21 protein-coding genes are annotated in these 23,845 nt (G+C 66.5%); 15 read left to right on the top strand and 6 right to left on the bottom strand.

Going from position 1 to position 23,845, the window contains the following annotated elements; all coding sequences use genetic code 11:
• Positions 1–65: 65 nt before the first annotated feature.
• Positions 66–260, top strand: a complete 195-nt coding sequence (locus FHS28_RS23290) for a heavy-metal-associated domain-containing protein (RefSeq protein ID WP_088454408.1) — start codon at positions 66–68, stop codon at positions 258–260.
• A 148-nt stretch (positions 261–408) separates the two neighbouring features.
• Here FHS28_RS23290 and FHS28_RS23295 read toward each other — a convergent pair whose 3' ends face one another.
• From FHS28_RS23295 to FHS28_RS23310, 4 genes are all read right to left on the bottom strand, one after another.
• Entirely contained in the window at positions 409–2,589 is a 2,181-nt protein-coding gene (locus FHS28_RS23295; protein ID WP_088454407.1) for a xanthine dehydrogenase family protein molybdopterin-binding subunit, read from the bottom strand.
• Positions 2,586–3,062, bottom strand: coding sequence for a (2Fe-2S)-binding protein (locus FHS28_RS23300; protein WP_088454406.1), 477 nt, complete (start codon positions 3,060–3,062; stop codon positions 2,586–2,588). Before FHS28_RS23300 ends, FHS28_RS23295 begins: the two co-directional genes overlap by 4 nt.
• Before the next feature lie 237 nt (positions 3,063–3,299).
• Entirely contained in the window at positions 3,300–3,572 is a 273-nt protein-coding gene (locus tag FHS28_RS23305) for a hypothetical protein (protein ID WP_184295533.1), read from the bottom strand.
• Between the two features lie 154 nt (positions 3,573–3,726).
• Positions 3,727–4,560 (bottom strand): TetR/AcrR family transcriptional regulator, encoded by an 834-nt coding sequence (locus FHS28_RS23310; protein WP_088454404.1) that lies wholly within the window; start codon positions 4,558–4,560, stop codon positions 3,727–3,729.
• Positions 4,561–4,790: 230 nt separating this feature from the next.
• Between FHS28_RS23310 and FHS28_RS23315 the strand changes: the two genes are divergently transcribed.
• From FHS28_RS23315 to FHS28_RS23365, 11 genes are all read left to right on the top strand, one after another.
• The gene (locus FHS28_RS23315; RefSeq protein WP_088454403.1) at positions 4,791–6,398 is read left to right on the top strand and encodes a carboxyl transferase domain-containing protein; all 1,608 of its coding nucleotides are present in this window, start codon (positions 4,791–4,793) and stop codon (positions 6,396–6,398) included.
• Positions 6,399–6,432: 34 nt separating this feature from the next.
• Positions 6,433–7,008 carry a GNAT family N-acetyltransferase gene (locus tag FHS28_RS23320; protein WP_088454402.1) on the top strand — a complete coding sequence of 192 codons (576 nt, stop codon included), beginning with the start codon at positions 6,433–6,435 and terminating at the stop codon, positions 7,006–7,008.
• Between the two features lie 283 nt (positions 7,009–7,291).
• On the top strand, positions 7,292–8,473 hold the full coding sequence (locus tag FHS28_RS23325; RefSeq protein ID WP_221194211.1) for a dienelactone hydrolase family protein: 1,182 nt from the start codon (positions 7,292–7,294) through the stop codon (positions 8,471–8,473).
• Positions 8,470–9,273, top strand: coding sequence for an enoyl-CoA hydratase/isomerase family protein (locus FHS28_RS23330; RefSeq protein WP_088454400.1), 804 nt, complete (start codon positions 8,470–8,472; stop codon positions 9,271–9,273). Before FHS28_RS23325 ends, FHS28_RS23330 begins: the two co-directional genes overlap by 4 nt.
• A gap of 71 nt (positions 9,274–9,344) precedes the next feature.
• On the top strand, positions 9,345–10,664 hold the full coding sequence (bioA, locus tag FHS28_RS23335; protein ID WP_088454399.1) for an adenosylmethionine--8-amino-7-oxononanoate transaminase: 1,320 nt from the start codon (positions 9,345–9,347) through the stop codon (positions 10,662–10,664).
• Positions 10,654–11,859, top strand: a complete 1,206-nt coding sequence (bioF, locus tag FHS28_RS23340; RefSeq protein ID WP_088454398.1) for an 8-amino-7-oxononanoate synthase — start codon at positions 10,654–10,656, stop codon at positions 11,857–11,859. Before bioA ends, bioF begins: the two co-directional genes overlap by 11 nt.
• Positions 11,856–12,575: a dethiobiotin synthase gene (gene bioD / locus FHS28_RS23345; protein WP_088454397.1), complete on the top strand. Its 720-nt coding sequence runs from the start codon at positions 11,856–11,858 to the stop codon at positions 12,573–12,575. Before bioF ends, bioD begins: the two co-directional genes overlap by 4 nt.
• Positions 12,572–13,681, top strand: a complete 1,110-nt coding sequence (gene bioB, locus FHS28_RS23350) for a biotin synthase BioB (protein WP_375140799.1) — start codon at positions 12,572–12,574, stop codon at positions 13,679–13,681. Before bioD ends, bioB begins: the two co-directional genes overlap by 4 nt.
• A gap of 145 nt (positions 13,682–13,826) precedes the next feature.
• Positions 13,827–15,815: an acetyl/propionyl/methylcrotonyl-CoA carboxylase subunit alpha gene (locus tag FHS28_RS23355; protein WP_088454395.1), complete on the top strand. Its 1,989-nt coding sequence runs from the start codon at positions 13,827–13,829 to the stop codon at positions 15,813–15,815.
• A gap of 11 nt (positions 15,816–15,826) precedes the next feature.
• Positions 15,827–16,762, top strand: a complete 936-nt coding sequence (locus FHS28_RS23360) for a hydroxymethylglutaryl-CoA lyase (RefSeq protein ID WP_088454394.1) — start codon at positions 15,827–15,829, stop codon at positions 16,760–16,762.
• A gap of 4 nt (positions 16,763–16,766) precedes the next feature.
• Positions 16,767–17,240 carry a hypothetical protein gene (locus FHS28_RS23365; protein ID WP_184295539.1) on the top strand — a complete coding sequence of 158 codons (474 nt, stop codon included), beginning with the start codon at positions 16,767–16,769 and terminating at the stop codon, positions 17,238–17,240.
• Positions 17,241–17,311: 71 nt separating this feature from the next.
• On the opposite strand, the gene FHS28_RS23370 is transcribed toward FHS28_RS23365, so the two are convergent.
• Positions 17,312–17,698 carry a hypothetical protein gene (locus FHS28_RS23370; protein ID WP_088454392.1) on the bottom strand — a complete coding sequence of 129 codons (387 nt, stop codon included), beginning with the start codon at positions 17,696–17,698 and terminating at the stop codon, positions 17,312–17,314.
• A 383-nt stretch (positions 17,699–18,081) separates the two neighbouring features.
• Between FHS28_RS23370 and FHS28_RS23375 the strand changes: the two genes are divergently transcribed.
• Positions 18,082–18,663 (top strand): DUF6624 domain-containing protein, encoded by a 582-nt coding sequence (locus FHS28_RS23375; protein ID WP_184295541.1) that lies wholly within the window; start codon positions 18,082–18,084, stop codon positions 18,661–18,663.
• Positions 18,664–19,211: 548 nt separating this feature from the next.
• On the opposite strand, the gene FHS28_RS23380 is transcribed toward FHS28_RS23375, so the two are convergent.
• Positions 19,212–19,445 carry an Imm32 family immunity protein gene (locus tag FHS28_RS23380; protein ID WP_088454390.1) on the bottom strand — a complete coding sequence of 78 codons (234 nt, stop codon included), beginning with the start codon at positions 19,443–19,445 and terminating at the stop codon, positions 19,212–19,214.
• A 452-nt stretch (positions 19,446–19,897) separates the two neighbouring features.
• Between FHS28_RS23380 and FHS28_RS23385 the strand changes: the two genes are divergently transcribed.
• Together FHS28_RS23385 and FHS28_RS23390 are read left to right on the top strand one after the other, a co-directional pair.
• Positions 19,898–22,471 carry a hypothetical protein gene (locus tag FHS28_RS23385; RefSeq protein WP_088454389.1) on the top strand — a complete coding sequence of 858 codons (2,574 nt, stop codon included), beginning with the start codon at positions 19,898–19,900 and terminating at the stop codon, positions 22,469–22,471.
• Positions 22,472–22,473: 2 nt separating this feature from the next.
• Entirely contained in the window at positions 22,474–23,832 is a 1,359-nt protein-coding gene (locus FHS28_RS23390; RefSeq protein ID WP_184295544.1) for an esterase/lipase family protein, read from the top strand.
• Positions 23,833–23,845 lie beyond the last annotated feature (13 nt).

Here is a 23,845-nt window from a genome sequence, read left to right on the forward strand (position 1 = left end):
ACCTTCCCACCGTGGAAAGGTTTAGGCTTGCATCATCGTTCCTCAAACTTCCTTCTGGAGTTCCCATGCATGAATTCAATCTGCCCGACATGAGCTGCGGCCATTGCCTCGCGGCCGTCACCGAAGCGCTCAAGAGTGCGGACGGCCAGGCCGACGTGCAGGTCAGCCTGGAGCAGAAAATGGTGAAAGTGCAGAGCGGCCTGCCGAGAGAGGCACTGGCGGCCGCATTGACCGAAGCGGGGTACCCACCGGCGGACTGAGCCCGGCGCGTCGTCCGCGACAGGTCCGGCTCACCCACGAAAAAAAGCGCCTCCCGGGGGAGGCGCTGTGTCGATGCGCGAGAGGCCCTGATCGAGCGCTCTCGAGGGCTTCTTTGCCGTCGAGCGCGTGCGTTGCGCTCAGGTGCCGTCAGGCCTTTTTCAAGGCCGCCGTATCGAACGGCAGGGCACGCAACCGCTTGCCGGTGGCGGCAAAGATGGCGTTGGCCACGGCTGGTGCAATGGGCGGCGTGCCGGGTTCACCGATGCCGCCGGGCGCTTCATTGCTGTCCACGATGTGCACGTCCACCTTGGGCATCTCGTTCATGCGCAGGACCGGGTAGTCGTGGAAGTTGCTCTGTTCCACCTTGCCGTCCTTGAAGCTGATGCGGCCATACATCGCCGCAGTCAGCCCATACACCACCGCGCCTTCGATCTGCCGGGCAATGGTCTGCGGATTCACGGTCTGGCCGCAGTCCACCGCCGCCGTCACCTTGTGCACCCGCACCGCGCCGTCATCGGCCACCGACACCTCGGCCACTTCGGCCACGAAGGTGCCAAAGCTCTCCGCCACCGCCACGCCGCGGAAGTGGCCCTTCGGTGCGGGCGTCTTCCAGCCGGCCTTGCTGGCGGCCAGTTCCAGCACCCGCTTGGCGCGGGGCTGCTTGTCCAGCAGCGCCAGGCGATATTGCAGCGGGTCGGCCTTGGCCGCGTGCGCCAGTTCATCGATGAAGCTTTCGATGAAGAAGGCATTTTGCGAATGGCCGACGGAGCGCCAGAACCACACCTGCGGGCCCGGCTCCGCGCGACCGTAAAGGATGCGCTGGTTGGGGATGCTGTAGGGATGATCGGCCAGGCCTTCCACCGCCATGCTGTCCACGCCGGTGTCCGGGATCTTCATGAAGCCGGACGCGGCCATGATGGACGGGCTGGCCACTTCGGCCTTGAGCTGAGACGGGCGACCCTGGTCGTCCAGCGCGGCGGCAAAGCGCACTCGCGAGGTCGGACGGTAATAACCGGCGGCCATGTCGTCTTCGCGGGCGTAGATCAGCTTCACCGGGCTGCCGCTGATCTTGGAGAGCAGCGTGGCGTCGATGGTGAAATCCGGCGCAAAGCGGCGGCCGAAGCCCCCGCCCAGCAGCAGCGTGTTGACCTTGACCTTCGCCGGGGTGACCTGGGCCACCTGCCCGAGGATGCCCTGCGCCGGACCCTGGCTCTGCGTGCCGGCCCAGATGGTCACCGAGTCGCCCTGCACCCAGGCGAGGCAGTTCAGCGGTTCCATGCAGGCATGGGCGAGGTAGGGCACGTCGTACTGCGCTTCGATGCGCGCGGCGGCGGCATCCGGCGCCTGGCCTTCTTCGCGGGCGACGGCTTTGGCGTCCTTCAGGCCCTGGTCCAGGGTGGCGGAGATCTTCTCCTGCGAGAGGTCCGCATGCGCGCCGAGGTCCCATTCCACCCCGAGGGCATCCCGGCCCTGGCGCGCGGCCCAGTAGCCGTCGGCCAGCACCGCCACGCCGGAAGGCAGGGTGATGATCTTGCGCACACCCGGGATGGCCCTGGCCTTGGCTTCGTCGAATGCCTTGGGCTTGGCGCCGGCGATCGGCGCGCGGGCCATGACCGCGATCAGCATGCCGTCCACATGGGCGTCGATGCCGAACTTGGCGGTGCCGTTGATCTTGGCGGCGCTGTCCAGACGCCGGGTCGGCTTGCCCATGATGCGGAAGTCCTTGCGGTCCTTCAGCGCGGGTTTGTCGGGCACCGGCAGGGTGGCGGCGGCGCTGACCAGCGAACCGTAGCTGGCCTTTTTGCCGCCGGGGCCGATCACGAAACCGCGCTCGGTGCGCAGGTCGGTGGCGGGCACCTTCCATTGCTGGGCCGCCGCGGCCACCAGCATCTGTCGAGCGGCCGCGCCGGCCTGACGCACCGGCGTCCAGTGGGCGCGCACGGTGGTGCTGCCGCCGGTGGCCTGCATGCCAAACATCGGATTGTTGTAGGCCTGATCGACCGGGGCCTGTTCGACGCTGACCTGCGACCAGTCGGCATCCAGCTCCTCAGCCACCATCATCGGGATGGCGGTGAGCACACCCTGGCCCATTTCGGCGGAGCCGCAGACCACGGTGACACGGCTGTCCGGCGTGATGCGCAGCCAGGCGTTCGGGGCGAAGGTGTTGGTGGCGGTGCCGGTTGCCGCGCTGGCGGCCTGGGCAGCGGTGGCCGCCTGGGCCATGCGGCCGGCAGCCAGGGGCAGGGTGAAGGACAGGCTCAACGCCGCGCCGCCCTTGAGCAGCGAGCGACGACGGGTGCCTGCGGGGCTGAGGAGATCGTGGCTCATGCGCGGCCTCCCTTGTTCAGCTGGGCGGAGGCGTCGTGGATGGCGGCGCGGATCTGGTTGTAGGTGCCGCAGCGGCAGATGTTGCCGCTCATGGCGTTGTCGATGTCGGTGTCGGTCGGCTTGCGATTGCCGGCCAACAGGGCCGAGGCGCTCATGATCTGGCCGCTCTGGCAGTAGCCGCACTGGGGCACGTCGATCTTCAGCCAGGCGTATTGCACGGCCTTGCCGGCGGGCGTGGCGCCGACGCCTTCGATGGTGGTGATCTTCTTGCCGGCCGCCGCTTCGATCGGGGTCTGGCAGGAGCGAACGGGCTGTCCGTCCAGATGCACGGTGCAGGCGCCGCACAGCGCCATGCCGCAACCGAATTTGGTGCCGGTGAGCTGCAGCTGCTCACGCAGGGCCCACAGCAGGGGCATTTGCGGGTCCGCGTCCAGCGAGACCGGCGTTCCATTGACCGTCAGCTTGATTGTCATGACTCTCCTCCGGGGGGAATGCCACGGTCGTTCCATCCCGGATGGGCGGCAGCGCCGGGGCGAAGGTGCGCAAGCGTATCCAAAAACGGACCGGCGTGCTTGCCTGATCCTACGAACGGATTGCGTGATCGCCCGGGCGGTTGAGGCTCGGCGTCGGGAGCATGCGGGTCGAATTGCGTTCAACCGCAGGGTAGGGGCGCGCGGTCATCAACGCTGCCACTGCGCGTCAGCGGTCGATCAGCGCTGCGGAGCGGATGCCGGAGGTGTGTGAGGCTGCGCGGGAGCCGGCGCCGGCACGACGCCGATGGGAATGACCCGGCTGCCCGAAGCCCGTGCGCCGGGCTGCGCCGGCGGGGCAGAGGGGGCCGAGCGTTTGGCGGTGTTGGCTTGAGCGGCGGCGAACATGCCAGCGACGCCCTCCCGCATGCGGGTGGCAACGACCAAAAACGCGATGGCCATCAGGATGGCAATGACACCGGCAACGACCTTGACGGGAGAGAGCTTCTGCATCGGGGAAGGGCTTTCGAATGGGGAGAGGGTAACAGCCTCAAAGGTGCCATCCGACAAGGCAGTCTTGGGAAGGACCACTTTTAAACGGTCATCCATCCACGTCGCATCAGCGCGAACCGAAGGCCGAGGCTTTCCACCCAGCGCGGTCTGACTGCTAGACCGCTGAGCCACCCTCGACTTGCGTCATCGCCGCCTCCACCTGCGCCTTGAAGCGCCGTAGCGACTGCAGCTCATGATCCGGCGCCTGGAGCGCCGGCCATAGCAGGGCGACAAGGTCGCGGGCGGCGCGGTCCACCTGGATCTCGCGGCCGGCGATGATCACCTCCCACAGCAGGTGCTCCATCGGCCCGAAGACCAGCGAGCGCAGCATCCGCAGCGGAATGTCCTGGCGCACCTCACCCGCTTTCTGGCCGCGGGACAGCAGGTCCATCAGCGGTGCGGTGTAGCGGCGCTGCAGCTCCACAAACGCCGCGCCGAAAGACTGGCCGTCGTCCTGGCTCAGCGTCAGCGTGGCTTCCCGCTTGCGGCCTTCAGATAGCACCAGCTCACACAGCCCCGTGCCCTGGATCAGAAACAGCCGCAGATGGGTGTGGACCACGAACTCCAGTTGGTCCCGCACCGGGCGCTCCCGCGGCAGACCGGTTTCGATCGCGTCGATGATCTCGTCGTACCAATCGCCGATCACCCGCATGCACAGCTCACGCTTGCCGCGGAAGTAGGTGAACACCGTCGCTTCTGAAATCCCCAGCCGCTGGGCGATCTCGGTGGTGGTGGCCCTTTCGTAGCCGCGCTCCGCAAACACCGCGCGGCTCTCCCGCAGGATGTCCCGCACCCGCTGTTCCGCCTTGGCGCCCACCGGTGAGCGCCGCTGCGAGGGCAGGCCGGTGGCGCTGGCCGAGGCCGCAGCAGCGGTGCCCCGGGGAGCACCGGGTGAAGACGTAGACGCCGGCAACGGGGAGGAGGAGGGCGAGGGGGCGGAAGCGCTCATGGCGTCCGCATTGTGCTGACTTCTTGAGCCCGACTCAAGTATGGTTGTTGAGACCCGGCCTTCTTGTGTATGCTTCGCGCCGCCACCCGCTCCGGCTGCCGGCCGATTCACCATCGATTGCCATCAGCCGCCGGGTGCGGAACCCGCCCATCCGGCGGTTTCCTCCAGAATTGAGCCATACTCACAAAGCCCGCGCACCCGCCCATGGCGCCGGGCACCCAGGAGACTTCATGCCCGTGCTGTCCACCCAGCTGAACGCCCGCTCGGCCGACTTCAAGGCCAATGCCGCCGCCATGCAGGCATTGATCGACGATCTCAACGCCAGGCTCACCACCATCGCCCAGGGCGGCGGTGAAGCGGCGCGTGCCAAGCATGTGGCGCGTGGCAAGCTGCTGCCCCGGGACCGGGTGGAAATGCTGCTGGACCCCGGCACCCCCTTCCTGGAAATCGCCCCGCTGGCGGGCCTGGACATGTATGACAACGCCGCCCCCGGCGGCGGCGTGATTGCCGGCATCGGCCGGGTGTCCGGCGTGGAATGCGTCATCGTCTGCAATGACGCCACCGTCAAGGGCGGCACGTACTACCCGATCACCGTCAAGAAGCATCTGCGCGCGCAGGAGATTGCGGACCAGAACCGCCTGCCCTGCCTCTACCTGGTGGACTCCGGCGGCGCCAACCTGCCCAATCAGGACGAGGTGTTCCCCGACCGCGATCACTTCGGCCGCATCTTCTTCAACCAGGCCAACCTGTCTGCCAAGGGCATTCCGCAGATCGCGGTGGTGATGGGCTCGTGCACCGCCGGCGGCGCCTACGTGCCGGCCATGAGCGACGAGACCGTCATCGTGCGCAACCAGGGCACCATCTTCCTGGGCGGCCCGCCGCTGGTGAAGGCCGCCACCGGTGAGGTCGTCAGCGCGGAAGACCTCGGCGGCGGTGATGTGCACACCCGCCTCTCCGGGGTGGCCGACCATCTGGCCGAAGATGACACCCATGCCCTGGCCATCGCCCGCCAGTCGGTGGCGCGGCTGAACTGGCGCAAGCAGGGAAGCCTGCTGACGCAGCCGGCCCGCGCACCGCTGCATGACCCCAGCGAGCTGCACGGCGTCATTCCCACCGACACCCGCAAGCCCTTTGATGTCCGCGAGGTCATCAGCCGCATCGTGGACGGCAGCGAGTTCGATGAATTCAAGGCCCGCTACGGCAACACCCTGGTCTGCGGCTTTGCCCACATCGAAGGCATGCCCGTGGGCATCGTGGCCAACAACGGCATCCTGTTTGCGGAGAGCGCCAACAAGGGCGCCCACTTCATCGAGCTGTGCTGCCAGCGCAAGATCCCGCTGGTGTTCCTGCAGAACATCACCGGCTTCATGGTCGGCCGCAAGTACGAGAACGAAGGCATCGCCCGTGCGGGCGCCAAGATGGTGACCGCGGTGGCCTGCGCCCAGGTGCCCAAGTTCACCGTGATCATTGGCGGCAGCTTCGGTGCCGGCAACTACGGCATGTGTGGCCGCGCCTATTCGCCGCGCTTCCTCTGGATGTGGCCCAACGCCCGCATCTCGGTGATGGGTGGCGAACAGGCCGCGTCGGTGCTGGCCACGCTGCGCCGCGACGGCATCGAGTCCAAGGGCGGCCAGTGGAGCGCCGACGAGGAAGAGGCGTTCAAGTCGCCGATCCGTGCCCAGTACGAATCGCAGGGCCATCCGTATTACGCCAGCGCACGCCTGTGGGACGACGGCGTGATCGATCCTGCCGACACCCGCCGGGTGTTGGCCCTGGGGCTGTCGGCATCGCTGAATGCGGAGATTCCCGAGACCCGGTTCGGCGTCTTCCGCATGTGAAGATGGCGGCTTCTCCGCTGCCGGAATCCCTTCGATGAATGCCACTCTTCCGCCCGATGTCCGCCTGCGTCCGCTGACGCCGGCCGACTCGCTGGAACTGCTCACCTCGCTGCTGCATCAGGCCTATGCGTCGCTGGCGGCGCAGGGCTGGAATTTCACGGCGGTCGATCAGCCGGTGTCGCTGACGGCCAAGCGGGTATCGGCCGGTCAGTGCCTGCTGGCGGAGCAACTGGATGCGCAGGGGGCGGCGCGTCTCGTGGGCACGGTGATGGTGCGCGGTCCCTATCGGCCGGGTGTGGATGCGTGGACCTTGGACGCGCCTTGCTACAACGAGCCCGGGACGGCCATCCTGTCCCAGTTGGCGGTGCATCCGGACTGCCGCGGGCTGGGGTTGGGCGAGCGGCTGATGGATGCTGCCGAGGACTGGGCCCGTACCGAAGGCTATACCGCTGTGGCGCTGGATACCGCCCTGCCCGCAGTGGCGCTGCGCCAGCGTTATGAACGCCGGGGCTATGTGCAGGTGGGCGACGTGCAGTGGGAAGGCAAGACCTATCGCAGCGTGCTGATGCGCAAGGCGCTGAGCGCTGCGGTCCCGGCGGTGGAGGCGTGACGGCATGAGCCTGGGGCGCGTAACAGGGGGTGCACGGACGGTCAGCCACGAGGCCGCCACCGTGGCTCGGACGGTCGCTGTCAGCGATGCTGCGAGTATGGCGGCGGGTGCCGGTGAGGCCCTTGCTGCGGCGACTGCAGCAGCCGCTGCGGCTGCGGCTGCCGCTGCCGCTGTTGCAAGGGTGACTGCGCGCGCGATTGCCGCGTTCGCGCTGTCCGTCGTGCTGCCCGCCACAGCGCTCCACGCACAGACGTCCCTCGCGCCCACGGCGGACCGACCCGCAGTGGGTTCCGACCGATCCCCCTCGGTGCCGACCGCCGCTTCCTGGGCCCCAGACCTGCGCGAGCGCATCGACCGCGTCCCGGTGCGTGTCACCGATGCGGCTGGTCGCATCGTCAGCGGCGAATTGCCTGTCACCGTCTTCCGTCCTGCCGGGCCCGGCCCGTTCCCGCTGGCCCTCATCAACCACGGTCGCGACTGGCGCGAACGCGGTCGTTATGGACGGCAGCGTTATGAATCCGCTGCGCGGTTCTTCGTGCGCAAGGGCTATGCCGTCGCGGTGCCGCTGCGCCTGGGCTATGGCGAACTTGCAGCCGCCGGCGACCCGGAAACCAATGTCCGCTGCGATCAGCCCCGCTACACCGCCGCGCTGAATGCGGCGGGTCAGCAGGTGGCCGACGTGCTGCGCTTCATGGCGGCGCAACCGGACATCGATGCCTCGCGCACGGTCCTGGTCGGCCAGTCGGTTGGCGGGCTTGCGGCCCTCGCGGCACTGCCGCAACTGGCCGATGTCGCGCCGGCAGCACCCACCGGGTCGGCAGGACCGGCCGTGCTCGCCGTCATCAACGTCTCCGGCGGTCATGGCGGCCGCCCGGAGGCCGCTGCCAGCCCCTGCCGCCCGGACGTTCTGGAACAGGAAATGTCCCGCCTGGGCAGCCTGCAGCGCGCCCGCGCACGGGCCATCCCCACGCTCTGGCTGTATGCCGACAACGACCATCTCTTCGGCACCCGCTGGCCCCGTCAATGGGCCCAGGCGTATCAAGCCGCAGGAGGGGCGATGACCTGGCGCCTGCTGCCGCCCGTCGGACAGGAAGGTCACCGACTCTTCACCGACGGGAACGACCAATGGCAGCCGGTGGTGGACGCCTTCCTGCGCCCGCTGGGCGTGGACATTCCCGGCGCGTTGCTGTATCCCCCCGACCACGACCCGGGCCGCGCCGATGTGGCGGACCTGTCCGCGTTGCCCTCATCCTCATCCTCACCCGAGCTGCAGCGCCTCTACCGCGCCTTCCTGGCTGCGCCGCTCCCGCGCGCCTTTGCGATGAACGGCCAGTCCCGCTCCTCCTTTGCCACGGGGGACGACGCCCAGTCCCGCGCGCTGGCGCGGTGCGAAGAGGGCGCCCAGGCCGAAGATCCCTGCCGCCTCTACGCGGTCAACCGTACTGTTGTCTGGAGCCAGCCATGAGCCTGCCCACCCTGCCACCCACCACCACCCTGCGCTTGTCCCGCGAGGGCGCGGTGGCCCGTGTCACCCTGGCACGTCCGGACGTTCGCAATGCCTTCAACGACATCGTCATCCAGGAACTGACCCACACCTTCGAGGCGCTGAGCCAGGACGCCTCGCTGCGCGCCGTGGTGCTGGCCGCCGAAGGCAAGGCCTTCTGCGCCGGTGCGGACCTGAACTGGATGAAGGCCATGGCCGGCTACAGCTGGGAGGACAACCATGCCGACGCCTCCCGTCTGGCGCAGATGCTCTGGACACTCTACAGCTGCCCGGTCCCGGTGATCGCGCAGGTGCAGGGCGATGTCTACGCGGGCGGCGTCGGGCTGGTCTCCGTCTGCGATGTCGTGGTGGCGGTCGACTCGGCAGGCTTTTGCCTGTCCGAAGCCAAGCTGGGCCTGCTGCCGGCGACCATCGCCCCATATGTCGTGCGGGCGATGGGAGAACAGGCTTCCCGGCGATACTTCGTCACCGCTGAACGGTTCTCCGCGGCTGAGGCGCACCGCCTCGGCCTCGTGCATGCGCTGGCTACCGCCGAGACGCTGGATGAGACCGTCCAGGGGCTGTGCAATGCCGTCGTGGCCAATGGTCCGATGGCCGTGCGGGCCTGCAAGCAGCTGGTGAAGGATGTGGCGCATGCGCCGCTGACCCAGGCGCTGCGGGATGACACCGCCCGCCGCATCGCCGACATCCGCGCCAGCAGCGAAGGTCGCGACGGGGTGCAGAGCTTTCTCAACAAGTCCCGCCCTGGCTGGCAGGGCTGATGTCGAGGCCTTCCGCCGACCGCGATGCCGCGGCCGCTGGAAGTCCGGTGACCCTTTGATGTCCGTTTTCCATGTCCGAAGCAGTACAACATGACTGGCAACGCCGCAGCCTCCGCGCGGTGTGGCATCCCTGCACCCAGATGGCACGCGCCGAGCGGGTGCCCCCGCTGCCCATTGCCCGCGGCGAAGGCCCCTGGCTGTTTGACCATCAGGGCCGCCGCTACTTCGATGCCAACAGCTCCTGGTGGGTGAACCTCTTCGGCCATGCGGATCCGGCGCTGAACGATGCCATCAAGCATCAGCTCGACACGCTGCCGCATGTGATGCTGGCCGGCTGCACCCATGAACCGGCGGTGCGGCTGGCCGAGCGGCTGTCCGCGCGCACGCGGGGCGTGCTGGGCCACCTCTTCTTCGGCAGCGATGGGGCGAGCGCAGTGGAGATCGCGCTCAAGCAGAGCTTTCACAGCTGGCGCAACCGTGGCCAGAGCGACAAGCGGGAATTCGTCTGTCTCAAGAATGGTTATCACGGAGAGACCATCGGCGCCCTGGCGGTGACCGATGTGGCGGTGTTTCGCGACGCCTATGACCCGCTGCTGATGCGGGCCCATATCGTCACCTCGCCGGACCAGCGTCTGGGCAATGAGCAGCAGGCGCTGGACGATCTGCGGACGCTGCTGCGGGAGCGTGCCGCGCACATTGCCGCGGTCATCGTGGAACCGCTGGTGCAGGGCGCGGCCGGCATGGTGATGCATGCGCCGTCTTATCTGCGCCGCTTGCGCCAGTTGTGCCGTGAATTCAATGTGCACCTGATTGCCGACGAGATCGCGGTCGGATGCGGCCGCACCGGCACCTTCTTCGCGTGGGAACAGACCCAGCCCGCATCGGCCGATGAGTGGCCGGACTTCGTGCTGCTGTCCAAGGGCATCACCGGGGGCACGCTGCCGCTGTCGCTGGTGCTGACCACCGACGAGGTCTACCAGGCCTTCTGGTCAGAAGACGTGACCCGCGGATTCCTGCACTCCCACAGCTACACCGGCAATCCGCTGGCGTGTGCGGCGGCCAATGCGGTGCTGGACCGGTTCGAGGCGGGGCAGCTCGTGAGTAATCAAACGCAGGCGGCGCTCCTGACCGAGGCGTTTGCACCACTGGCCACGCATCCGGCGGTGGCCCATCTGCGCCAGCGGGGCACCATCCTGGCGTTTGATGTCCAGGCACCGGTCGAGCGCTTTTCGGAGCGCTTCCACCTGGCCGCACGTGACCATGAGCTGCTGATCCGCCCGATCGGGCAGACGGTCTACCTGATGCCGCCGTATCTGATCGACGCCTCCACCGCCGGCTTCCTGGCCGATGCGGTGCAGGCGACCCTGCAGGAGGTGCTGCATGCTGCTTGAGCACCTGCAGGCGAAGCTCGACGAGCTGAAGTCGCAAAGCCTCACCCGTTTCACCCGCGTGGCCGAGACCGGCACCGCGCCCCGCCAGATCGTGCGCGGCGCTGACGGCGTGGCGCGCGAGCTGTTGATGTTCTGCAGCAATGACTATCTCGGCCTGGCGGCGCATCCCGAGATTGCGGAGGCGCTTGCGGAAGGCGCCCAGATCTACGGCGGGGGCTCCGGCGCTTCGCCGCTGGTGAGCGGACATTCGCGGGCCCACCATGAGGTGGAGACCCAACTCGCCGACTGGTTTTCGCCTTGGATTCCGCAAGCGCGGGCCATCGGCTTTTGCACCGGCTACATGGCCAACCTGGCGGTGGTCGCCGCACTGGGCGATGCGCAGGCGGAGATCTTCAGCGAGTCGCTGAATCACGCGTCGCTGATCGACGGCACCCGCCTGGCCAAGGCCCGTGTGACCCGGTACGGCCACGTGGACCTGCAGGAACTGCGGACTCAACTGGCAGCCAGCACGGCACGCATCAAGTTGATCGTCACCGATGCGGTCTTCAGCATGGACGGGGACATCGCCCCGCTGCCGGAGCTTCTCGCCCTGGCGGAGGCGTTCGACGCCTGGCTGATCGTGGACGATGCCCATGGCTTCGGCGTGTTGGGCGAGACCGGTGCCGGCTCGGTTGAGCACTTCGGGCTGCGCAGCGAGCGGCTGATCGTGATGGGCACGCTGGGCAAGTCCGCCGGGCTGGCCGGTGCCTTTGTCGTCGCACATGCCACCATCACCGACTACCTGCTGCAGGCGGCGCGCAATTACATCTTCTCCACCGCTTCGCCGCCTGCGGTCGAGCATGCGCTGCTGACCAGCTTCGCGCTGATCCGCGGGGCCGAGGGTCGGCGCCGTCGCGCGCAGCTCATGGCCCTGCAGGCGCATCTGCGCGAAGGCATGGCCGCGCTGCTGGACCGCCATCCGGCGCTGCCGTGGCGGCTCGCACCGTCCAGCAGTCCTATCCAGCCCTTGATCATCGGCGGCAATGCCGAGGTGATGGCGCTGGCGGCGGCACTGGAGCAGCAGGGTCTGCGGGTGCCGGGCATCCGTCCCCCGACGGTGCCCAGGGGCGAGGCCCGCCTGCGCATCACCTTGTGTGCCACCCACACCCATGACGATGTGGATCGCCTGCTGGCGGCCCTGGAGGACTGCGCATGAGCGCCGCGCCATTCAACGGATTTTTCATCACCGGCACGGACACCGAAATCGGCAAGACCTGCATCACCGCTGGCCTGACGCATGCCTTTCAGCAGCTCGGCTGCCGGGTGGCACCGGTGAAGTCCCTGGCGGCTGGACAGACCCCGGATGCCAGCGGCCAATGGGTCAATGAGGATGTGGCCCAGCTCCATGCCGCCCAGACCCTGGGCCTGCGCATGGAGGAGGTCGGCCCGCTGCAGTTTCGCGAGCCCTGTGCGCCGCACATTGCTGCCCGTCTGGAAGGTCGCAGCATCGACCGTGAAGCCCTGCTGACGGCCATCGCCGCCACCGCCGCCCGCGCCGACCTGACGCTGGTGGAAGGCGTGGGTGGCTTCCGGGTGCCGCTGACCGACACCTGGGACACCGCCGACCTGGCCGTGGACCTGGGCCTGCCGGTGGTGCTGGTGGTTGGCCTGCGGCTGGGCTGCATCAACCATGCGCTGCTGACGGCCGAAGCCATCCGGGCGCGCGGCCTGCGCCTGGCCGGATGGGTGGCCAACACCGCCGACCCGCATCAACCGCATGTGGCGGACAATCTGTCCGCACTGAGCGCGCGCCTGGACCCGATCGCGGGCGGGCCGTGCTGGGGCCATGTGCCCCGACTGACCGATCCCTCTCCTGCGGCCGTGGCCGCGCACCTGCAGCAGCCCCTGCTGCTGAACGCCTTGAAAGCATGACGATGAAGCAGACCGTCAACCAGATCCAGACGCTGACGCCCACCACCGATGAGCAGCGCCGCAACACCAAGCCCTGGACGGTGAATGAGATCGCAGCCCTGTTCGAGCTGCCGTTCAACGACCTGCTCTTCCGCGCGCAGCAAGTGCACCGTGAGCATTTCGATGCGAATGCGGTGCAGCTGTCCACGCTGCTGTCGATCAAGACCGGCGGCTGTGAGGAAGACTGCAAGTACTGCCCGCAGTCGGCCCACTTCGACACCGGCCTGAAGGCGGAGAAGCTGATCCCGCTGCAGGAAGTGCTGGAAGCCGCCCGCGCCGCCAAGGCCAACGGCGCCACCCGCTTCTGCATGGGCGCCGCCTGGCGCTCGCCCAAGGAACGTCATCTGGAAGCCATCGGCGAGATGATCTCCGAGGTCAAGGCCATGGGCCTGGAGACCTGCCTGACCGCCGGCATGCTGGGCGACGGCCAGGCCGAGCAGCTGCGTGACGCCGGTCTGGACTACTACAACCACAACCTGGACACCTCGCCGGAGTTCTACGGCCAGATCATCACCACCCGCACCTATCAGGACCGCCTGGACACGCTGGACCGCGTGCGTGGGGTCGGCCTGAAGGTTTGCTCGGGCGGCATCGTCGGCATGGGCGAAACCCGCCGCCAGCGCGCCGGCCTGATCGCACAGCTGGCCAATCTGGATCCGTATCCGGAGTCGGTGCCCATCAACAACCTGGTGCAGGTGGAAGGCACGCCGCTGGCAGGCACCGAGGCGCTGGACCCGTTCGAATTCATCCGCACCATTGCAGTGGCCCGCATCACCATGCCGCGCGCGATGGTCCGCCTGTCGGCCGGCCGTGAGGAGATGCCCGAGACCATGCAGGCCCTGTGTTTCCTGGCGGGCGCCAACAGCATGTTCTACGGCGACAAGCTGCTGACCACCAGCAATCCGCAGGCCGAGAAGGACCGCCGCCTGATCGACCGTCTGGGCATGCACTGCGCCACCGAAGCGGACCTGAGCGCGGAAGCATCCGCCGCGGGTGCTGCTGCCGCTGCCGCCGTTGCTGCCGGCGCGGACAGCGCCTCGGCTGGCGCCTGCGGCCACTGCCACTGAGCTTTTCCGGGGTCGCAAGGCCTGGACCCCGGACCCGGGCCGCGTCGGGCGGCCGATATCCCGACCACCACCACCACCGGAGCGTGCCGGCAGCCGCAGCCACAAGCGGCGGCGCGCCAGGCACCCGGGGCTTGAGGAGACAACCTTGTTCAAGAAGATCCTGATTGCCAACCGCGGCGAAATCGCCTGCCGGGTGGCCGCCACTGCCCGGCGCCTGGGCGTGAAGACGGTTGCGGTCTACAGCGACGCGGATGCGCAGGCACGTCATGTGCGGGCCTGTGATGAAGCGGTGCATGTGGGCGGTCCAGCCCCGCGGGACAGCTACCTGCAGTGGCAACGCATTCTGGAAGCGGCACGCAAGACTGGCGCCGAAGCCGTGCATCCGGGATATGGCTTCCTGAGCGAGAACGAAGAGTTTGCCCAGGCCTGCGCCGATGCAGGGCTGGTGTTCATCGGCCCGCCGCCGTCGGCCATCCGTGCGATGGGCTTGAAGGCGGAATCCAAGCGGCTGATGGAGCAGGCCGGGGTGCCGCTGGTGCCCGGTTATCACGGGGCCGACCAGGACCCGGCTCTGTTGCGCCGCGAGGCGGCCCGAATCGGTTATCCGGTGCTGATCAAGGCCAGCGCCGGCGGCGGTGGCAAGGGCATGCGCGCGGTCCATCGGGATGAAGAATTCGATGCGGCGCTGGCGTCCTGCAAGCGCGAGGCGATCAGCAGCTTCGGCGATGACGCCGTGCTCATTGAGCGGTATGTGCAGCGTCCGCGGCACATTGAAATCCAGGTCTTTGGCGACAGCCATGGCGACTGCGTCTACCTGTTCGAGCGGGACTGCTCGGTGCAGCGTCGCCATCAGAAGGTGCTGGAGGAAGCGCCTGCGCCGGGCATGACACCGGAGCGACGCGCCGAGATGGGGGCGGCCGCCGTGGCCGCTGCGCGTGCGGTCGGGTATCAGGGCGCTGGCACGGTTGAATTCATTGCCGAGCAGGACGGGCGTTTCTACTTCATGGAAATGAATACCCGGCTGCAGGTGGAGCATCCGGTCACCGAGGCCATCACCGGGCTGGACCTGGTGGAGTGGCAGTTGCGCGTGGCTGCGGGTGAGCCGCTGCCGCTGCGGCAACAGGACCTGCGCATCCACGGCCATGCGATTGAAGCGCGCATCTGCGCTGAAAACCCGGACGGTGGTTTCCTGCCGGCGACGGGTCGTCTCTCGGTGGCTCGCTGGCCTGCGCATGACGCCTTCCGGCCGGCCGATGTGCGCATCGATTCGGGGGTGGGCGAGGGCGACGAGATCAGCCCCTATTACGACTCGATGATCGCCAAGCTGATCGTCCATGGGGATACCCGTGAGCAGGCGCTGGCCCGTCTGGATGCCGCGCTGCGCGACACCCACATCGTCGGACTGCACACCAATGTGGCCTTCCTGCGCCGATGCGCGGCGACGGACTCGTTCACCGGGGCGGACCTGGACACGGCGCTGATCGAGCGCGAACGGGCCGTGCTGTTCGACCAGCCGGGCCTGCCGGTGGCGCAGGCTGCCGCGGCGGTGGTGGCGCATACGCTGGCGGAAGAAGGCCTGACGGAAAGCGCCGACCCGTGGAGCCGCCGCGATGGCTGGCGCCTCTTCGGTGCCGCCCAGCGGCGGTTCGAGCTGGAGATCCACGGTGAGCACCAGACGGTGCTGCTGGCGCGTCATCATCAGGGCAGCCAGTCGCTGACGGTGGCCGGGCAGACGGTAAACCTGAGCCTGCGCTCGGACGGCGCGGAGCAGCATGAGCTGTATCTGGACGGCCAGCGGGTGCAGGTGCGGACCTACAAGGTGGGCGAGCAGGTGGCAGTTTTCGGGGCGGACGGTTCCGCTCTGGTCACCGAGGTGGATGTGCTGGCTCACGCTGGACAAGGCACCGGCGAAGGCGGCCGGCTGAGCGCGCCGATGCCCGGCAAGCTGATCGCCTTCCTGGCGCAGCCTGGCGACTCGGTCAGCAAGGGCCAGCCGCTGGCGGTGATGGAAGCAATGAAGATGGAGCACACCATCACCGCGCCGCGCGACGGTGTGGTGGATGAGCTGCTGTTTGCCGTGGGCGATCAGGTCGGCGATGGCGCCGAGCTGCTGCGTCTGCGGGCGCAGGCCTGAAGGAGCGGGGCATGAATGCGAACTTCAACCGGGCAACGGGTCACCTGCCCAGCCGCGTGACGCTGGTGGATGTCGGCCCGCGGGATGGGCTGCAGAACGAGAAGGCGCAGGTCGGCACCGCCGACAAGGCACAGCTGGTGGCGATGCTGCAGGCGGCGGGTCTCAAGGAGATTGAGGTCACCAGCTTCGTGTCGCCGAAGTGGATTCCACAGATGGCGGACAACACCGAGGTGATGGCGGCCATTGAGCGCCAACCCGGCGTGCGCTACAGCGTGCTGGTGCCCAACATGAAGGGCCTGGAAGCCGCGCTGCCGACCCGGCCTGATGAGGTGGTGGTGTTTGCGGCGGCGTCTGAGGCGTTTTCGCAGAAGAATATCAACTGCTCCATTGCAGAGAGCATTGAGCGCTTTGCTCCTGTGGTGGCAGCGGCGCATGAGGCGGGCTTGAAGGTACGCGGGGCGTTGTCGTGCGCGGTGGGTTGCCCGTATCAGGGGGCCGTCTCACCGGACGAAGTGGATCGTGTGGCGGGGCTGCTGCGCGCCATCGGGGTCGACCATCTGGGCGTGGCGGACACCATCGGCGTGGGCACGCCGCGTCAGGTGCAGGCAGCGATGGAGCGCGCACTGCGGCACTTCCCGCTGGTGGAAGTGAGCGGGCATTTCCACGACACCTACGGCCAAGCGCTGACCAACATCTATGCCTGCCTGGAGATGGGCATCCACAGCTTCGATGCAAGCGTGGCGGGCCTCGGGGGCTGCCCCTATGCAAAGGGCGCGACGGGGAACGTGGCGACCGAAGATGTGCTGTTCATGCTGCAGGGGCTGGGCATCGATACAGGCATCGATCTGGACCGGCTGGTGGATGCGGGAGCGTTCATCTCTGGCGTGCTGGGGCGGCCGCCGGCATCGCGCGTGGCGAGGGCGGTGCTGGCGAAAAGGCAGGGGTGAGGGATTGAGAACCTGGCTCGCCGCTATTGCAGCGATCGCAATACAGCCCTTTGTGTTCATTGCACTGCTGCTGCCGGGGCTGTTCCATTCATCGTCCCCAATGAATGGATTGGGCATCGTCGTCACGGCTGTCGCTGCTGTTGCGGCCGCTGTGACTGTGCTGCTCGGAGTGCCGGCCTTCTGGGTGCTTCGTAGGTTCGGTCGGGAAGGATGGCGCTCGTTGGGCGCAGTTGGTGCCGCGCTTGGTGTTTTGCCGGTCGCATTCTTCTGGCCTCGCCATTTTGCGGGGTATTCATCGGGGCAGAACTGGCACGGCCATGACGTTGACTTGTACGTGGATGGCATGCCGACCGTGTATGCCTGGCTCATCTATGCGGAGAAGGTTCTCACTTTCGGGCTCCACGGCTTGATTGGCGCGCTCGTCTTTTATGCCGTGCTGCGTCGTTTGAGTCGCGGGCCCCGGCTCATTAAGGGATGACTGGCGCTGCCGAACGCTGATTGTGCGGCAGGGGGGAGCGTCAGGCGCGCTGACCAGTCCTGCCTATGAGATCAGGCTTCCGGCAGCTCACGAAGCAGATGCTGGATGAGTTGCACCAGGGCCACTGCCTGAGTGACCGTGAGCAGTGCAGCACCTTGACCGTCATACGAGAGGGCCAGGAAGGGCTTGGAATCGTGCGCGATCAAGGTCACAACGCCGGAAGCGACGGTCAATCGGAAAGCGCGTGAATCGCCGTCCACCGACGCTTTCGGCTCGGGCGATCTGTCAGACGCTTCCCAAATCGAGCGCGCTCGCTCGGTGATGATGTGGGCGATTTCTTGCGCATCCTGTGAAGTCAGAACGCAGGAAGCAGAGCCTTCTGGATCAATGTCAACGGAGAGGAGATTTGATTCCTGGACGATAGTGACCGTGCCTCGAGCGACGAGCCACTTGTACATTCGATCATTCAAAAGAGGCTCCTGTGAAGGCTGGAACCCTACACTGGATCCCAGGAGGGAGAAGACATGCAAGCGCTAGAGGTGTGCCCACGTTGCGACCACGACTTCCTCGGTGGAAAAGCAGTCGTCTCGGGTGGGATGCGGTTGGGATACTACCGGTTGCACGACAAGGGCCCGGTCGTGCGCTGCCCGCATTGTCTGCATGTATTCAAGCCAGAGAACCTGCGGCTTTTCGGCTTCCTGCATCCGGATGCTGTTTGCTGGGTCGTTCCAGCAATATTGGCGGTTTGCGTTGGGATTGCGTTTGTTCAGAAGAACTGGGGTTGAGGCGCCCGTCGAGAAGCTTTGGTTCAGTCCGGAGGTCATTGATGAGAATCGGCTGGATGATGACGTCCCTGGCGGCTTGTCTTTTGGCTTCCGCCCCCGTGTTCGCGGATTGCAGCGACACGGACAGGCGCTCGGTACTCGCGATGCGTGCACAGGACCAGGCCATCCGGGAGGATGGTGTGTTGGGCGCAGTTGGAGAGCGGCGCTGGGCGAATGCCCTTCAGGCCATCTCCAACGAGCAGCAAGTGTTGCTGCGGCAGATTTTGTCCCGCTGTGGCTGGACATTCGGGCGAAGTGCGTGGGGCGAAGAGGCGGAGGCTGCCTGGTACATCGTGCAGCATGGGGACAACCTGGCCTATCAGCGTGCCCAGTTGGGACACCTGCAGCGGTTGATTGAAACGTTCCCAGGCATACCTCGGAAGAAACTTGCCTATCTGGAAGACCGCGTGCTGATAGGGGAAGGAAGGCTCCAGCGTTATGGATCGCAACTCGAATTGGTCGACGGCAAGCTGGTGCCGTTTCCCATTTCAGATCCTGCTGAGGTGGACCAGCGCAGGGCGTCGATGGGGCTGGGCACCATGGAAGCGTATTTGGTGGACGCGACGGCCAAATGGAAGGCGATGGCCGAGAGACGTTGAGTTGTGGTGAGAGGATAGCGGCTGCGTATCAGCGCAGCAGGTGTTGGCGCGGGTGGTCGATCTCATGCGGTCAGAGCAGGCCCTGCCTACCTTCGAACTACTGCTGGCATGTGGGACCCCGCGTTGGCTGGGATCCAGGAAGTCGACGGCGGTCATCCCTTGCGAGTTCTGGAGGGTAGTCCATGCCGGTCGCACGGCACCGCTTTGAAGTTGGCGCTTGTGCACCACGCGACGATGCGTTCGACGTGTGGCGTTGTAACTTCGACCGCCCCGACGCAAGAAACCAAAAACGAGAAGCGGGTCCCCGGCGGTGTTTTGACGCTCGACCCGCAGAACAATGTCAAAGCCACTTTCTCCAGCAATGCGCACCAATTCGCAGGTCGCCGGGGCTGGGTAAGGCTTCGCTAGCAGCGGATATTTGTCTGAGACGAGAGTCTCCCAGAAATACGGCTGATGATTGACCTTAAAGACGGGCATTGACGCTTCTCGAAAATCGTCGTTGGCGGAAGACCTGTAGTGGCCGACTCCGACTGTCAGTGCGCGACTTGTTAACCGCGAGCCACAACGAAATGGGGCGAGCTTTCGAATTCCTTGAACCGGTCGGCCAGGTGGACATGGTCGAATTTCGGACCCATATGGTCCATCTCATCTGCGCATCCTTGAAGGAAGCGCGCAATCGCACGTAGCTCCGCGGAAGTTGCGTTCAGTGTGATCTCAGCGAGCAGCGCGGGCACCACGGTGCCCAACGGCAGCCCAGTGTCTTCGTAGCCAAAGATGTGCATGTCGTATTGGTTCCAATCAGATCAGCGTTTAGCAACAGGCCACCCAAAACCGTCGGAGGCGAGCGGCCGCAATTGGTCGGCAGGTGGCTATGCACTCGTGCCGTTGCCCCGCGACGCTATCACGCTCGCCTCGGACCCACCGACGCCTCCCTTCCGCTGGGTCGAGCAGGCCGGCAGCCTCCGATGCTGGATCAACATCGGCCTATAGCGCAGGTCCGTCCAGGCGTACTGTCAGCCTTTCGCACCGCAGCACTGTCGCCCCGGTTTGCCGTCGAGGCGGCTTCGTCGCGACCAACGAGGTTGACGTTGGAAACGAAGACCTAAGTGCAGGCGTCCGATCCGTCATCCCCGGCCTTGTGGACGACGCCTCTGCCTGTTCCCTCTACGCTCGCGCGGCCGTACCCTGCTCCCAACGCGCACGGGTAGGGAGATCGGACAGCGCGTGGTAGCGCATGGGAGGCAAGACGATGCCGGGCAAACAGCCAACCGCCGGTTCGGTCAAGACCGCGGGTAAGCCACCGGGCGGCCAATGGGACCAGGTGTTGACGCCAGAGACGCCGGTTTGTCTGGCGACGCCAGACGCCGCTGCGGACTTTCCGCTGCGCATGCCGGATGCACCGACGCCCGAGCAGGCCCAGGCCATCATCGCGCAAGAGGCGATGCGCTGGACCTATGTCCTGCGATCCCGGCGCCGCTGGATCGGCGAGAAGAAGACCAGGGAGCGCAACGAACTGGCTGCACGAGACGCCTTGAATCAGATCGGCATTGATGATGCAGAGATCGCGCAACTCGCGGCGAGCGATTGCGTCGTCGTGCGTGTGCCCTGGACGGGTCAGGAGGCGATGCACTGGGAATCCCGGGTCTTGCCTTGGGAGTACTTGATTGCCGCCGCCACACGGCGGGGAAGACTGCAGGGCTCGGAGGACGGTCGTGCCCGCGCATTGACGGTGATGCGCGAGATGCGTTTGCTGACGCGGACGGGGCCCGTCCCGCCGGACGCAGCCACGCTCTTCGCCCAGGGTGCCCGCATGCTGGTGGTCGAGTGCATGCCACCGGAGCTGGACGAATACTGGGATCTCGAGGGCGAACACGAGCGCTTGCGGGCAGCCTTGCCGGGCGCTCAGTGGCATGTTCTCAATTTCCCGACGCCCGACGAATTGAAAAACACCATCGCAAAGGTCAAGCCCCAGTTCATTCACTTTGCTGGCCTCGATAGCCACCTCGGGCTGAAGGAACTCCGCCGCCACGTCGGCACTGAGGCGCTGGTCGACCTGGGCATGCCGGACGAGCCGCTAGGTGAGGCGGTGGGGCCGGCGGTCGGCTCGATCCGGCGCGTGGAAGACATCACCGCGGACAAGCAACTTTCACAGGATGGGGTGCTGCTGCGCGGCTCGCCCGTGAGGGACTGCAGCCGCACCGGAACCCAGGACGGCATGAGCTCCGCCGCCGATCCAGCATCGATGCCAACCACCACCAGGAGTTATCCACTGCTGGTGCCGGCACATGAGTTGGCCAAGACGCTTGCCGCCAGCGGACATTGCGCGCTGCTTGTCACCTTCAACTTCTGGAACAGCGCAGCCCGCATTGCCCCGCTGGTGGTGGCCGAGCGCGGTGCGCTCGCAGCAGTGGGTTTTCAAGATGCCTTTGACGACGCGCTGGCGGAGTATGTGTATGGCCTGCTGTACGAGGAACTCGTGCGCCAGGCGTGGAACATCCCACGGGCCTTCCAGAACATGTGGACCGCGGTCCGCGACCTGCCGGAGGCCGAGGACGCGACCGGCATCACGCTGTGGGCCGGTCAGCCGCTGCTTTTGAGACATGTTCCCGCGCCCGCGAGGCCGGCTGCCCCGTTTGAGAGGCGCAGGGAGGAGCTCGACCAGGCGCTGCCTCTGGAGCACTCCCCTTCAGAAGAACTACCCGTCGAAGTGCACGTCCGCCCGTTCAGGGAGCTGAACTACGCCGTGCTTCACAATGCGCAGCCGCTGTTTGACAGCTTCGTGATCGAGTGCGAAACACCGGGGCCCGATGTAAAGGTCGATGTCGATGTGTCTGTTCATATGGGCACGGAGACGGCCAGGTTCAGGCGACGGGTGAAGCTGAACAAGCGCCGCGTGACCCTGACACGCGATGTCCATGTCCCGTTGACCGCTGCGTTGATCCGCGGAGCGCATGAAGCCATCAGCAGCAGCCTGGTCGTGGAAGTGATCCAGGGGGCGAAAACCCTCTATCGCGACAGCCATCGCCTGCGACTGCTGCCAGTGGACCAATGGCGTGACAACCAGCGCGACGGGAGGTGGTTGCCCAGCTTTGTGCAGCCCCGCGATTCGGCTGTGGAGAGGGCACTCGAACAGGCGCAGCGCTACGTGAAGGTACTGCGCGATGACCCGAGCGCGGGTTTCGATGGCTACCAGCTGGCCGTGGCGGGCAACGAACCCAGTCTGTGTGGCGTTGACCAGCAGGTGGAGGCGATATGGGCCGCTCTTCTCCATGACTGGCGATTGGGCTACATCAATCCTCCACCCGCCTACAGCGCGGCACTGGACTCGCAGCGACTCCGCCTACCATCGGCAGTCTGGCAGCAGCGCGCGGGCACCTGCATTGACCTGGCGCTGCTTCTCGCTGCCTGCCTGGAGTACGTGGACATCTACCCGGTCGTCTTCCTGCTCGAGGGGCACGCCCTTCCCGGATGGTGGCGCCATGCGGACTACCGAGATGAGTATCTGGACATGCCTCAGGCCAGTTCGACCGAGGTAGCCCAGGTCAGTGCCACGGAGAACCCGATGGCCAACGCCCAAGTGGTGTCCTGGCACGCCGGCAAGGCCAGTTGGCCCGAGGTGCGGCGATGGATACGTCAGCGCAAGCTGGTGCCCATTGAGACCGTGCGCCTGACGGAACACTGTGGATTCGTCGAGGCCATCGAGGCGGGCGTAGCGGCGCTATCGGAGCGACGCGACTATGACTCGATGCTCGAAATCATTACCGCTCGACGTGAAGGCGTCACGCCGTTGCCTGTGCAGGAGGGATGACCATGCAAGTGGACCAGACGCTGTGGGCGGAGGTTGCCGCCCAAGTTGCCCCGCCTTTGGCGGCCGCCGAGGAGCCCGTGTCGTCGATCCAGCAGCGCCGTCGCCGCGGATACCAGGCCGCCGTGGACGATGACAGGGAGGTGCTCGAGCTCGTCAAGGACGATGGCGTTCTGCGCTGGGTCTGGAGCGGGCCGCAAGCGCGCGAGCAGGCCGGCATACGGCGAGCGTATCGCTCGGTCAGTTCGATGCCGCGCGACCTCGTCCAACGCATGGAATATCGCCCGCCCGGGGTGAACCGGATCACCGCCGGCCTTGAGGACCTGGATCGACAGTTGAACCCGAGCCGCGGCCTGCGCAGGTGGATGGGTCAGGATTGGCAGGCCGTCGATGCTTCGACCCTGCTGGCGCCTAAAGGCCGCGTTCTGTTACTGGTGCACGGGACTTTCAGTCGCAGTGAGATGTACAGCACCGAACTCACGGCACCAGGTTGGACCGAGCAGGGGACGCCATCCGTCGCCAACGCCGCCCTCTGGGCCGACTGGACGAAGTCAGACTCGGTCTACGATGCGGTGCTGGCGTTCGACCACGCGACGCTGTCGGTGGCGCCATGGCTCAACGCGATCGATCTGATCGAGGATCTGAAGCCGCTCGCCGACAAGGGTGTCACGCTCGACGTCGTTTGCCACAGCCGTGGTGGCCTGGTCGTCGCTTGGGCGCTCAGGCTGGCGGCTCTGCCCGTCAGTCGCGTGGTGTTTGTCGGATCGCCGCTGGTCGGCACGAGCCTGGCCGCCCCGGACCGGCTTTCGGCAGCACTCGACATGCTGGCCAATGTGGCCGATGCACTGGGCGGTTTGAGCAAAGGCGTGTCACTGGCGTTTCCACCGGCGATGCCACTGGCGCTCGGCGCAGCCGGCCTGGCGAAAATCGTCGGAAGGACTCTGAAGCTTGGCGCCGCGCTGCCGGTGGCCGATGTCGTGGTCGGAGCCGTACCTGGGTTGATGGCGCAAAGCCGGGTGGCCAACAGCCCGGAGCTCGTTCGACTGTTCCCACTGCCGACGGCCGCTGCACTGTTTGGAGTCGGGGGAGAGTTCAAGCCCGACGAGGTGCAGGAGCCGGTGTGGAAATTCTGGAAGCGGTTCAGCAATCTCGCGGACCAAGCGAAGTACTACGGCGCCGACATCGTCTTTGGACAACGCAACGACCTGGTGGTCGACGTCGATTCGATGAACCAGCTGGGCAGTCCTTCCTCCCGTCTGAGCGGAGTGAACTGGTGCGATCTGGGGCCCCATCCTCGGACGCATCACTGCAGCTATTTCCGCGACGAGCGAACGATCGACATGTTGCGCATGGCTCTTCGTTGATCGGATGGCCGAG

Source organism: Roseateles terrae, from assembly GCF_014192155.1.
Classification (GTDB): domain Bacteria; phylum Pseudomonadota; class Gammaproteobacteria; order Burkholderiales; family Burkholderiaceae_C; genus Roseateles; species Roseateles terrae.